Annotated in this window: 12 protein-coding genes; 8 read left to right on the top strand and 4 right to left on the bottom strand. The window is 66.8% G+C overall.

All coding sequences use genetic code 11. The features are described from left to right. The 5 genes from RI841_RS09885 to RI841_RS09905 form a co-directional block, all read left to right on the top strand. On the top strand, window positions 1–244 hold a 244-nt coding region (locus RI841_RS09885; protein WP_405000932.1), incomplete at its 5' end, for an ABC transporter permease subunit. A 165-nt stretch (window positions 245–409) separates the two neighbouring features. Next, window positions 410–1,624 carry a thiamine pyrophosphate-dependent dehydrogenase E1 component subunit alpha gene (locus RI841_RS09890; RefSeq protein WP_310705435.1) on the top strand — a complete coding sequence of 405 codons (1,215 nt, stop codon included), beginning with the start codon at window positions 410–412 and terminating at the stop codon, window positions 1,622–1,624. Window position 1,625: 1 nt separating this feature from the next. Continuing rightward, window positions 1,626–2,603, top strand: a complete 978-nt coding sequence (locus RI841_RS09895) for a transketolase C-terminal domain-containing protein (protein ID WP_310705436.1) — start codon at window positions 1,626–1,628, stop codon at window positions 2,601–2,603. 28 nt (window positions 2,604–2,631) lie between these two features. Continuing rightward, a complete protein-coding gene (locus RI841_RS09900) occupies window positions 2,632–3,900 on the top strand; it encodes a 2-oxo acid dehydrogenase subunit E2 (RefSeq protein WP_310705437.1) in 1,269 nt (422 codons plus the stop codon). A 4-nt stretch (window positions 3,901–3,904) separates the two neighbouring features. Then, window positions 3,905–5,743 carry a protein kinase domain-containing protein gene (locus RI841_RS09905; protein WP_310705438.1) on the top strand — a complete coding sequence of 613 codons (1,839 nt, stop codon included), beginning with the start codon at window positions 3,905–3,907 and terminating at the stop codon, window positions 5,741–5,743. Between the two features lie 26 nt (window positions 5,744–5,769). Here the strand turns inward: RI841_RS09905 and RI841_RS09910 are convergent, their stop codons facing one another. Genes RI841_RS09910 through RI841_RS09925 form a run of 4 tightly spaced genes read right to left on the bottom strand, consistent with a single transcriptional unit; the run spans window position 5,770 to window position 9,227 of the window. Then, on the bottom strand, window positions 5,770–6,288 hold the full coding sequence (locus tag RI841_RS09910; protein WP_310705439.1) for a winged helix DNA-binding protein: 519 nt from the start codon (window positions 6,286–6,288) through the stop codon (window positions 5,770–5,772). A 20-nt stretch (window positions 6,289–6,308) separates the two neighbouring features. Further along, on the bottom strand, window positions 6,309–7,604 hold the full coding sequence (locus RI841_RS09915) for a TRAP transporter large permease subunit (protein WP_310705440.1): 1,296 nt from the start codon (window positions 7,602–7,604) through the stop codon (window positions 6,309–6,311). A 16-nt stretch (window positions 7,605–7,620) separates the two neighbouring features. Beyond that, window positions 7,621–8,172 carry a TRAP transporter small permease gene (locus tag RI841_RS09920; RefSeq protein WP_310705441.1) on the bottom strand — a complete coding sequence of 184 codons (552 nt, stop codon included), beginning with the start codon at window positions 8,170–8,172 and terminating at the stop codon, window positions 7,621–7,623. A 53-nt stretch (window positions 8,173–8,225) separates the two neighbouring features. Continuing rightward, entirely contained in the window at window positions 8,226–9,227 is a 1,002-nt protein-coding gene (locus RI841_RS09925; protein WP_310705442.1) for a TRAP transporter substrate-binding protein, read from the bottom strand. A gap of 199 nt (window positions 9,228–9,426) precedes the next feature. Here RI841_RS09925 and RI841_RS09930 point away from each other — a divergent pair, with 199 nt between their 5' ends. From RI841_RS09930 to RI841_RS09940, 3 genes are all read left to right on the top strand, one after another. Continuing rightward, on the top strand, window positions 9,427–10,182 hold the full coding sequence (locus RI841_RS09930; RefSeq protein WP_310705443.1) for a 5-oxoprolinase subunit PxpA: 756 nt from the start codon (window positions 9,427–9,429) through the stop codon (window positions 10,180–10,182). Then, window positions 10,179–10,907 (top strand): 5-oxoprolinase subunit PxpB, encoded by a 729-nt coding sequence (pxpB, locus tag RI841_RS09935; RefSeq protein WP_310705444.1) that lies wholly within the window; start codon window positions 10,179–10,181, stop codon window positions 10,905–10,907. Before RI841_RS09930 ends, pxpB begins: the two co-directional genes overlap by 4 nt. After that, a partial coding sequence (locus tag RI841_RS09940; protein ID WP_310705445.1) for a biotin-dependent carboxyltransferase family protein occupies window positions 10,904–11,756 on the top strand: 853 nt, incomplete at its 3' end. The genes pxpB and RI841_RS09940, both read left to right, overlap by 4 nt.

Raw genomic sequence — 11,756 nt, forward strand, 5'->3', positions numbered from 1 at the left:
GGCCCGGCCGATGCCGCTGGCCGCGCCGGTGATACTGGCGGGGATTCGCACGTCAATCACCATCAACATCGCCACGGCGGCCATCGGCGCTACCGTAGGGGCGAGCAACCTCGGCGATCCCATCATCTCGGGCATCGTCAACGGCAATACCGCCTATGTGGTCCAGGGGGCGCTGCTGATCGGGTTGCTGGCCGTCAGTGTGGATAGCCTGTTCAGTCGGCTGCCATTGGCCGGAACTCGTTGAGCCACGGACCTGGCGTGCCCCCCCACCGTCGCTTCGGGGACTACCCAACCTATCCAGTTTACGTTAACGTCAATCCTGTTGCGTTGACCGGCGCCGGGGCGACCCTCTGGCGGATCGGAACATTAAAGACAACACTGCCCCCAAAAGGGGCACAGGATCACGACGATGACAACAACACCGGATATCCACGAGCCGACCTTCCTGGCCGGTGACGAGTTCAGCATTCCCACCTTTCGGCTGCTCAAGCAGGACGGCACCCTTCACGAGGGTGCCCGAGCCCCCGACCTGGAGCATGACAAGGCGCTGGCCATCTATCGCGCCATGGTCGCGACCCGAGTGCTCGACGAGCGGATGCTCGCTGCTCAGCGCCAGGGACGGTTGTCATTCTACATGCAGTGCACCGGCGAAGAGGCTGCCGTCATCGGCGCCACGGCGGCACTGGATGATGCCGACATGATCATGGCGCAGTACCGCGAGCAGGGCGCCCTGGTGTATCGCGGCTTCACCTTCGACGAGTTCATGAATCAGCTGTTCGGCAATGAGCTGGACTATGGCAAGGGCCGCCAGATGCCGATCCATTACGGGTCGCGCAAGCTGCACTACATGACCATCTCGTCGCCGCTGGCCACGCAGATCCCCCAGGCCACCGGCTACGCCTACGGTCAGAAGCTCGCCGGCGACGGCCAGTGCACCGCGGTGTTCTTCGGCGAAGGGGCGGCCTCCGAGGGCGACTTCCATGCCGCCCTCAACATGGCGGCGGTCCACGAGGTGCCGGTGATCTTCTTCTGTCGCAACAACGGCTATGCGATCTCCACGCCGTCCATCGAGCAGTTCGCCGCCGACGGCGTGGCACCGCGGGCCTTCGGCTATCGCATGCACGTGATCCGCGTCGACGGCAACGACATCCTCGCGGTCCACTCGGCCACCCGGGAGGCGCGCCGGATCGCCGTGGAGCACAACAAGCCGGTGCTTATCGAGGCCATGAGCTACCGCCTGGCGGCCCACTCCTCCTCGGACGACCCCTCCGGCTACCGTTCGAAGAAGGAGGAGGAGGCCTGGCGCGAGAAGGACCCCATCCTGCGCATGCAGCGCTGGCTGATCGACCTGGGCTGGTGGAGCGAGGAGGAGGAGAAGGCCCTTCAGGAGAGCCTGCGCCGCGAGGTGCTGGAGACCATGAAGCGCGCCGAGAAGCGTCCGCCGCCGCCCCTGGACAGCCTGGTGACCGATGTCTATGCCGACGTCACCCCGGAACTGCAGCGTCAGCTCGACGCCTTGAAGACCCACATCCGCCAGTACCCGGAGGCCTACCCCAAGGGAGCACGCTCCCTGGATCCGGACGTGCGTGCCGGTGACGATGTCGCTGCCAAGGGAGGGGAGTGAGATGCCGACCATGAACATGCTGCAGGCCATCAACAACGCCCTGGACATCGCCATGGGCGAGGACGACAAGGTGCTCTGCTTCGGCGAGGACGTGGGCAGCTTCGGCGGGGTCTTCCGTGCCACCAGCCATCTGCAGGAGAAGTACGGGCGCGTGCGCTGCTTCAATACGCCGCTGGTGGAGCAGGGCATCATTGGCTTCGCCAACGGCCTGGCCGCCCAGGGCTCGGTGCCGGTGGCGGAGATCCAGTTCGCCGACTACATCTTTCCGGCCTTCGACCAGATCGTCAACGAGACGGCCAAGTTCCGCTATCGCTCGGGCGATCTCTTCAACGTCGGCGGTCTGACCATCCGCGCGCCCTACGGCGGCGGCATCGCCGGCGGCCATTACCACTCCCAGTCGCCGGAAGCCTACTTCACGCATACGCCCGGTCTCAAGATTGTGGTGCCCCGCGACCCTTACCAGGCCAAGGGCCTTTTGCTGGCGTCCATCCGTGACCCCGACCCGGTGATCTTCTTCGAGCCCAAGCGCCTCTACCGCGCCGCCGTCGGCGAGGTGCCGGAGGAGGACTACCAGCTGCCCATCGGTGAGGCCGAGGTGACCAAGGAGGGCACCGACGTGACCCTGGTGGGCTGGGGCGCCCAGATGGAGGTGATCGACCGCGCCGTGGAGCTGGCCGAGAAGGACGGCATCTCCTGCGAGGTGATCGACCTGCGCACTCTGCTGCCCTGGGATCAGGACAGCGTGGCCGAGTCGGTATTCAAGACCGGCCGGCTGGTGGTCACCCATGAGGCGCCGCGTACCGGGGGCTTCGCCGGCGAGATCGCCGCGGCCATCCAGGAGCGCTGCTTCCTGTACCTGGAATCGCCCATTGCCCGGGTGACCGGCCTGGATACCCCCTTCCCGCTGACGCTGGAGAAGGAGTACCTGCCGGACCACCTGAAGATCGTCGAGGCCATCCGCGCCAGTGTGAATTTCTGACGACCGGGTTCAGGACAGGAGAGACAAGATGACAGAGTTCAAGCTGCCCGATATCGGTGAAGGTATCGTGGAGTGTGAGGTAGTGGAGTGGCGCATCAAGGAGGGTGACGTCATCGAGGAGGACCAGCCGGTGGTCGAGGTCATGACCGACAAGGCGCTGGTCGAGATCACCGCCCCCGAGGCGGGACGGGTCACCCGGCTTCATGTGCCCAAGGGCGAGATCGCCCGTGTGCATGCGCCGCTGTTCGCCTATGCCCCGGCGCACGCCGAGGCGCCGGACGAGACCGCCACGGCTGCGCCTGTGCCATCCGAGCCGGCACCGCGCGCCGCTTCCGCAGCGGCCTCGACGGCGTCGGCTCCCCCGGCCAGTGGACTCGGTCCCCACGGACGGATTCCGGCGAGCCCGGCGGTGCGGCGCCTGCTGCGCGAGCATGGCCTTCGCCTCGAGCAGGTGCCGGGGTCCGGCAAGCAGGGCCGGGTGCTGAAGGAGGATATCCAGGCCTTCCTGGAGCGCGGCGGCACGAGCACTGCGGAGTCGCCGGCGCCTGCCGGCGAGGCGGCACGCTCGGCTCGGCCCTCGAGCGGGGAGGCGGAGGTCCGCGTCGAACCCCTGCGTGGCGTTCGCGCGGCCATGGCCCGCCAGATGGTGGCCTCGGCGTCGACGATCCCGCACTTCCAGTACGGCGAGGAGCTCGATGTCACCGACCTGCTGGCGCTGCGCGAACGCCTCAAGCCCGAGGCCCAGGCCTGTGAGGCGCGCCTGACGCTGATGCCCTTCTTCATGAAGGCGATGGCGCTGGCGATCCGCGACTTCCCGATCCTCAACAGCCGCCTCAACGAGGCGGGCGACGAGATCCACTACCTGCCGTCCTGCAACATCGGCATGGCCGTGGATGGCAAGGCGGGACTGATGGTGCCCAACGTCAAGGGGGTGGAGCGGCTGACCCTGCTGGAGATCGCCGGCGAGATCCAGCGCCTGACCCATGAGGCCCGCGAAGGCAGGGTGGCTCAGGCCGACCTGAAGGGCGGCACCATCAGCATCTCCAACATCGGGGCGCTGGGCGGGACCTATGCGGCGCCGATCATCAATGCCCCGGAGGTGGCGATCGTTGCCATCGGAAAGACCCAGTGGCTGCCGCGCTTCGATGACCGGGATCAGGTGGTGAAGCGGGCGATCATGACCGTCACCTGGGCGGGCGATCACCGCCTCATCGACGGCGGCACCATTGCCCGCTTCTGCAATGCCTGGAAGGGGTATCTGGAAGCGCCCGAGACGATGCTTCTGCATCTAGGGTAAGGGGATGACCCAGGCATCCCTGCAGCAGTTCTATATTCCGGAAGAGCAGTCGATCTACCTGCTCAGCCACGACGACGCCCGCAAGCTCAAGGCGTGGGTAGCACTGTGCCAGGAGCAGTTGGAGCAGCTGGGCTACCGGGACATCGAGCTGATCGGCAAGGGTGCCTATGGCTTTGTCTTCGCCGGACTCACGGGGCTCGGCGAGCAGTACGTCTTCAAGTTCACGCGCGTCAACCTGCCCCAGCACCTCCAGGACCGCCTCGAGGAGGAGGCCTTCATGCTGGAGCAGGTCGACCATCCCCGGGTGCCCAAGCTGATCGTCTTCCAGCGGGTGCGCCACCAGGCGATCCTGGTGATGCAGCGCGCCCCGGGCTTCAACATGGAGGAGGTGTCGCTGCGCGAGGGACGCCTCTCGCCTCGCCTGGTGGTGCGCATCGCCGACCAGCTGGCCGATATCCTGCGCGCCCTGCGTCGCGAGAGCGGACCGGCCGGCAAGCCGGTAGTGCATGGCGACATCAAGCCCTCCAACCTGGTCTTCGATGCGGCCCAGGAGACCATCGCGCTGATTGACTGGGGCTCCTCGGTGTTCGCACAGCTCGACGCCAGCCTGCAGTTCGTGGCGACCAACGTCATGGAGCTGATGTCGGACAACCTGCAGCAGACCAATGCGCGGTTGGGGGATGTCTACTTCATTGGTGAGGAGCAACTGGGCGGGGCGCTGTCGTCGCCGCGCTTCGACGAGCAGGGGGCGGCGGCCACCCTCTATGCCCTGGCCTCGGCCCAGTCCTGCCGCTTCGGCCACCGAGCCATTCCCGCCACCTCCCTGGGGCTACCCATGGAGTTCGCGCGCATGCTCGATGGCATGCTCGATCCCGATCCGCGGACCCGCCTGCGGGCCGGCGACCACTTCATTCGTGAGATGCCCCGACTGGGTCACCTGGTGATGCTCGATCTGCCTACCCCTCAGGAGGCGCCCCTGGTGCCGGTATGGAGCCGTCCGGCCGGCCATGAGATCGACACCGTGGTCTACAGTTCGCGCAAGTCCTTCCTGCGCGAGGAGGGCGGACGCGAGGCCCTCAACGACGTCAACGACATCCAGCTCGATCGCTACTACAAGAACTTCATGCAGAACATGGGGGAGACCGAGAAGGCCTTCCTGGCGGCGGTGAGTCGGCTGGGCAAGTATCCGGTGGTGGGCGGGCTGGCAGTGCGCTGGGAGGCCGAGGGAGTCTATATCGATACCTCGCTCAACCTGCACGATCCGGCCCTGAAGCAGGCTTTCATCGCCGCGGTCAACAACATGGTCACTCTGGCCCGGGCGATCCACCGTCGCGGTATCTTCAAGAGCTGCCTGTTCAATGCCCGCGACACCCTGCACCTGGACCGGGAGAGCGTCGAGGAGCCCTTCGAGATCCTGCCCGGGATGCGGCTGCACTACGAGGTCAGTGCGGTGCCCGAGCTGGAGGACCGCTCGCGCCTGCACAGCTACTTCGAGGATGGCCCCGACCCGGAGGAGTTCCTGGTACTGCCCGAGGCGATCATCGCCTCGCTGGAGGCCCTCAACGAGATCCACCACACGGGGATGATCATCTTCGAGGCGTTGCCCCAGCACCTGAAGATCCACAGCCACTACCGGTTGCTCGACCCCTCCCGGGAGGCGGAGTTCCGAGGCCGCCTTGAGGATATACTCGGTGCCGTGGGCCTGATCGAGGGGCTCGGGGTCTCGGGCTTCATGAAGATGCCCTACAAGGACACGCGCTTCTTTACCCATATCGAGCGCCAGCCCGAGCGCTTCTATCCCCGCGACCCCCGTGCTGCGCTCATGGATGCCAGCGGCGGCTGATCGCCCGGGGGTGACGCCGGTCCCCCCTACAGCGAGGCGGCAGATCGGGCCGCCTGGTCGTAGAGCCCGGACATGGCGCGCAGCAGTCCCGCCAGTCGACTCATCTCTTCGCGCTCGATGCCCATGGAGGAGAGTGAGTCGACCAGGCAGGCCTGGCGGATTTCGGCATAGCGGCTACAGGCCTCCCGTCCCTGGTCGGTGGTACGGAAGAACGTCTCCTTGCCGTGCTTCTCGCCGGCCACCAGCGCCAGACGGGTCAGTTTCTTCAGGGCATAGGTCACCGTATGGGTGTCCTCGACGTTGAGTACCAGGCAGATGTCCGCCTGGCGCTTGGCGCGCTCCCGATGGTTGACGCTATGCAGGACCAGCACGTCCAGGGCACCGAGCTCCGGATAGCCGCTGGCCGTCATGCAGCGCACCATCCAGCGGTCGAAGGCATGCCCGGCGATGATCAGGCCGAACTCGAACTCCGAGAGTTCCTGACTGCTGCGCGACAGGTGCTCCGAGGAGACGATGGGGCCGCGAGGTGTCCGGTCGCTTGTCACGCTCTGCTCCTTTTGCATGTTCAGTTGCCCATGGCCTGCGGCAGCCAGGTGACGATGCCCGGGAACAGGCTGATCAGGACCACGCCGAACATCATCAGGAAGAAGAACGGCATGGCCGCCCAAGCGATCGACAGGATATTGCGCCCCGTCATGCCCTGCAGCACGAAGAGGTTGAAGCCCACCGGCGGTGTGATCTGCGACATCTCCACCACAATCACCAGATAGATGCCGAACCAGATCAGGTCGATGCCGGCGGCCTCGACCATGGGCAGCATGATGGAGGTGGTCAGCACCACCACCGAGATGCCGTCCAGGAAGCAGCCCAGCAGGATGAAGAACAGCGTCAGGGCCGCGAGCAGCATGAAGGGCGACAGCTCCATGGTGCCGATCCAGGCGGCGAGCTCCCGGGGCAGGCCGGTGAAGCCCATGGCGGCGGTGAGGAAGGAAGCGCCGGCGAGGATGAAGGCGATCATGGTCGCGGTGCGTACCGCGCCGAGCAGCGCATCGCGGAATACGTGGCGATCCATGGCGCCCTGGATCCGGGCCAGCAGCAGCGAGAGCACCACGCCCACGGCGGCGGCTTCGGTGGGCGAGGCCAGACCGGTGTAGATCGAGCCGATAACCCCGACGATCAGCGCCAGCAGGGGGATCAGGCGGCGCGCCCGGCGCAGCTTCTCGCCCACTGGCAGGCCGGCCTCGGCGGGGGGGATCTTGTCCGGGAAGCGCCAGGACCAGAGCATCAGGTAGGCGGTGAACAGCGAGATCAGCAGCAGCCCGGGGAAGATGCCGGCCATGAAGAGCCGGGCGATGGACTGGTCGGTGGCCACGCCGAAGACGATCAGGATGATCGAGGGCGGGATCAGCAGACCCAGCGTCGCGGAGCCTGCCAGGGTGCCGATGATGAGCTTTTCATCGTAGCCGCGACGGGTGAGCTCGGGCAGGGTCATCTTGCCCATGGTGGCGCAGGTGGCCGCCGAGGAGCCCGACACGGCGGCGAACAGGCCGCAGCCCACCACGTTGGTGTGCAGCAGGCGACCGGGAATGCGCTGCATCCACGGCGAGAGGCCAGTGAACATGTCGTCGGCGAGCTTCGAGCGGAACAGGATCTCGCCCATCCAGATGAACATCGGCAGGGCGGTCAACTCCCAGCTGTAGCTGGAGCCCCAGATGTTCGAGGCGAGCACGTCACCGGTGGGCACCGAGGTGAACTGCGAGAGGCCCAGCCAGCCGAGCCCCAGCAGCGAGAAGGCCACCCAGACGCCGCTGCCGAGCAGCAGCAGCAAGGTGGCGAAGAGGGCCGTCATCATCACGAGCATGCAGTGTCTCCCGGGCTCATTCCTGGCCGCTGTCGTCGGTGATGAAGGAGGACGGCCGGGTCACGGCGGTCACCAGAGTGGTCAGCCAGGCCTCGGCCAGCGCCAGACAGAGCAGCACGACGCCGGTGAGCATGGCCGACTGGGGGATCCACAGCGGGATGCTCAGCAGGCCGTAGGACGACTCATTGAAGGCGATGCTGTCGGCCAGCAGCCAGTAGAGGTACCAGCCGAGATAGAGGCTGAGCACCAGGGCGATACTCAAACAGAAGAGCTCGACGAAGGCCCGCGGCACGGCGGGCAATCGCCCGATCAGCAGCGTCACGCGGATATGGCCGCCATGCACGAAGGTGTAGGCGAGCCCCAGGAAGCTGGCGCCGACGAGCAAGAAGCCGGATATTTCCGAGAGGCCGGGAATCGCCAGGCCGATGCGGTCGCCACCGATGCCAGTGGCGATGCGATCGACGATGCGCCCGAGGATCTGGGCGGTGATCAGGGCGCAGATCAGGCAGAGGCAGAGGGCGGCCAGGTAGCCGCCCAGCTGATAGAGCGGTCGCAGACGGTAGGTCATGGCGGAAACCGGAGGTTGGTGCCGGGGCGAGACGCCCCGGCGGGGGTGACATGTCAGTCGCGGGCGGCCTCGTAGGCCTCGAGGATGGCGGCCCCCTGGTCGCCGGCGCGGCCGGCCCATTCTTCGGTCATGGTGGCGCCGACCTCGTCGAGCAGGGCAGCGAGCTCAGGCGTCGGCTCGCTGACCTCGATGCCGTTCTCCTTGAGCACCGCGATGGCATCACCGGTCTCCTGGCGGCTCATCTCCCAGCCGCGCGTCTCGGCCTCGGCGGCCGCATCGAGTACTGCCTGCTGGCTGGCCTCATCGAGACGCGAGAAGGCCTTCTCGCTGACGATCACCATATTCTTCGGCAGCCACAGCTGGGCGTGGTTGAAGTGGCTCAGGTAGTCCCAGGCCTTGGTGTCGGCACCGGTGGCCGGCGAGGTGATCATGGCATCGACGCGGCCGGTGCTGAAGGCGGTGGGGATGTCCGGTACCTCGACCTGGGTAGGCACGGCGCCGACCAGCTGGGCGATCCGTTCGCTTGCGGTGTTGTAGGCACGCATGCTCAGGTTCTTCAGGTCGTCCGGTTCCTCAAGGGCCTGCTGGGTGTAGATACCCTGGGGCGGCCAGGGAACGGCGAAGAGCAGACGCAGTCGCTGTTCGGCAAGTTCCTCGGCGATGATCTCGCGAGAGGCCTCCCACAGGGTCTTGGCATCCTCGTAGCCGGTCGCCAGGTAGGGCACCGAGTCGACCTCGAAGATCGGGTTCTCGTTGGCCAGGCGAGACATGATCAGCTCGCCGATGGGCACGATGCCGCGACGCACCGAGTTCTTGATCTCGGCATGGCCGATCAGCGAGCCGTTGGAGTGCACGGTGATGTCCAGTTCACCATCGGTGGCCTCGCGGACGTCGTCCGCGAACTCGCGGATGTTGACGGTATGGAAGGTCATGTCGCCGTAGGGCGTGGGCATGTCCCACTCGGTCGCGGCCTGGGCGGTGCTGCTCAGGGTGGCTAGGCTGATACCAATGGCCACAGCCGAGCTCAGATGCAAGAGGGGGAAGCGGGTCATCATGTGCGGTTCCTCGAGTCGGGTTCTTGTTGTCGCTGCCGGCGGTCGGATAGCGAGCCGTCCTGAAGGCGCCCAGCGAGCGTGCACAAGAAGGTTAGGCAGACACGCATGACGAGTCAACGATGTGTAGACTAAAGGACGATGTTTTAAAGATAAAACATTGATAAATTCTCTATGAAACGTCATTCAGAGGAGGTGGATCATGAAGACCCTGTTGCTCAATGCCGATATGGGCGAGAGCTTCGGTCCCTGGGTCATGGGCCTGGACCATGAGGTGATGCCTCACGTGGACCTGGCCAACGTGGCCTGTGGTTTTCACGCCTCCGACCCCGACGTGATCCGCATGACCGTGCGGCTGGCCAAGCGCCATGGCGTCACCGTGGGCGCACACCCTGCCTATCCGGACATGGTCGGCTTCGGGCGCCGCTCGATGGCCTGCTCGACCGAGGAGGTCGAGAACCTGGTGCTCTACCAGGTCGGTGCCCTGGCCGGCATTTGCCGGGCCGAGGGCCTGGAGGTCGGTTACGTCAAGCCTCACGGGGCGCTCTACAACGACATGATGCGCGACCTGGAGATCCTCGATGCGGTGATGCGCGCACTGGTGGCCTTTGACGTCCGCCTGCCGCTGATGGTGATGGCCACCCGGGATACCGCCGCAGCGAGGGAACTGGCCGAGCGACATGGCGTGACGCTGTGGTTCGAGGCCTTCGCCGACCGTGCCTACGATGCCGAGGGGCGGTTGGTCTCCCGGCGAGAGCTGGGGGCTGTGCATCACGACCCCGAGGTGATCGTCGACCAGGCGCAGCGCATCGCCCGTGGTGAGCCGATCAACGCCAGCGACGGCAGCGACCTCGTGCTGGCCGCCGATACCCTCTGCGTGCATGGCGACAACCCTGAGTCGATCGCCGCCATCAAGGCGATCCGCGGGGCGCTCAATGGCCTGGCGAGCGCCTCATGAGGTCACGTTTTCCGCTGGGGTTGCCGCGCCTCGAGTCCGCCGGGCTGGACGGCTGGATGGTGCGGCTGTTCGACGCCATCGACGAGGGCAACATGCCCTGGCTCACTGCCCTGGTGAGGGAGTGCGAGACGGCCTTCGGTGACCGCCTGGTCGATCTGGTGCCGTCCTATACCACCCTGCTGGTGGTCTTCGATCCGCTGCGACTCTCGCCCGGTGAGGCCAGACGCTGGCTGGTCGAGATTCTGCAGAGGCTTCAACCCGCTGCACAGGCGGCGGATGCTCCGGTCAAGGAGCTGCCGGTCTGGTACGACGCCTCGGTGGGGCCCGATCTGCCACGACTGGCCGCACTCGCGGGCATGAGCCTCGAGGAGGTGGTGGCCTGCCATAGTGAGCGCAGTTACCGAGTCTTTGCCCTGGGCTTCGCGCCCGGTTTCGCCTTCATGGGCAGCGTCGACGCCCGCATCGAGGCCCCTCGCCTGGAGACCCCACGGCGCCAGGTGCCTGCGGGCAGCGTGGCCGTGGCCGGGCGGCAGACCGCGGCCTACCCCGCGGTCACGCCCGGCGGCTGGAACCTCATTGGCCGGACGCCGGCGGTGCTCTTCGACCGTAACCGGGAGGGGTTCAGCCTGCTCCAGGTGGGTGACCGGGTACGTTTCGTGCCCATCGACCGTGCCGAGTTCGAACGCCTGGGGGGCGACACCCGCCCGATGGAGGAGGGGACATGACGGATGCGGTAGACGGCCTGAGCGTGACGCGTGCCGGTCCCCTGGCACTGCTCCAGGATGCCGGACGCTTCGGCGTGCGGCGGCTGGGGGTGACCCAGGGCGGGCCGGTGGATCTGCACGGCTGGGCCTGGGCCAATCACCTCGTGGGTAACGCCTGGGGAACGCCGGCCCTGGAGGTGACCTTCGGCGGCCTCGAGCTCGTGGCCGAACGGGACCTGGTGGTGGCCGTGGCGGGGGCCGACCTGTCGGCGACCCTGGACGGCGTGCCACTCGTCGGCTGGCGCTCGCTGTCGGTGCGGGAGGGCCAGCGCCTCGCCTTCGCTTCGCCCGCCAACGGCCTGAGAGCCTATCTGGCGGTGGCCGGTGGCTTTTCGGCGGCGGCGGTGCTGGACAGCGTGGCTTGTGTGGTGCGCGAGGGACTGGGTGGCCATGACGGCCAGGGACATCGGCTGGCCGAGGGCGATCGCCTGCAGGTCACGCCGCGTCGCGCTTGTGCCGGGCGTACAGCCCCCGGCGAGGAACAGGTCGACTATCGCCAGCCGGCCGAGCTGGCGCTGCTGCCGGGCGCCCAGATAGGCGAGTTCAGCGGGGCGAGCCTTTTCCAGGCGTTCAATGCAGACTGGCGGGTGGACGACCGGGCCGATCGCATGGGCGTGCGCTTGACCGGCCCGCGGCTGCAGTGCCGGATGGCCAGCATGATCTCCGAGGGGATTGGCCTGGGGGCGGTTCAGGTACCGACCGACGGCCAGCCCATTGCCCTGCTCAATGATCGGCAGACCATCGGCGGCTACCCTCGGCTCGGGGCACTGACGCCGCTCGCCTGCTCACGGCTGGCCCAGAGCCTGCCGG

The sequence above is a fragment of the Halomonas sp. genome, assembly GCF_031581305.1.
Lineage (GTDB): Bacteria > Pseudomonadota > Gammaproteobacteria > Pseudomonadales > Halomonadaceae > Halomonas.

Bases quoted from the DNA above. Each gene is read 5' to 3' on its own strand.
- RI841_RS09890 (WP_310705435.1), top strand. From the start codon at position 410: ATGACAACAACACCGGATATCCACGAGCCGACCTTCCTGGCCGGTGAC.
- RI841_RS09895 (WP_310705436.1), top strand. From the start codon at position 1,626: ATGCCGACCATGAACATGCTGCAGGCCATCAACAACGCCCTGGACATC.
- RI841_RS09900 (WP_310705437.1), top strand. From the start codon at position 2,632: ATGACAGAGTTCAAGCTGCCCGATATCGGTGAAGGTATCGTGGAGTGT.
- RI841_RS09905 (WP_310705438.1), top strand. From the start codon at position 3,905: ATGACCCAGGCATCCCTGCAGCAGTTCTATATTCCGGAAGAGCAGTCG.
- RI841_RS09915 (WP_310705440.1), bottom strand. From the start codon at position 7,604: ATGCTCGTGATGATGACGGCCCTCTTCGCCACCTTGCTGCTGCTGCTC.
- RI841_RS09920 (WP_310705441.1), bottom strand. From the start codon at position 8,172: ATGACCTACCGTCTGCGACCGCTCTATCAGCTGGGCGGCTACCTGGCC.
- RI841_RS09925 (WP_310705442.1), bottom strand. From the start codon at position 9,227: ATGATGACCCGCTTCCCCCTCTTGCATCTGAGCTCGGCTGTGGCCATT.
- RI841_RS09930 (WP_310705443.1), top strand. From the start codon at position 9,427: ATGAAGACCCTGTTGCTCAATGCCGATATGGGCGAGAGCTTCGGTCCC.
- pxpB (WP_310705444.1), top strand. From the start codon at position 10,179: ATGAGGTCACGTTTTCCGCTGGGGTTGCCGCGCCTCGAGTCCGCCGGG.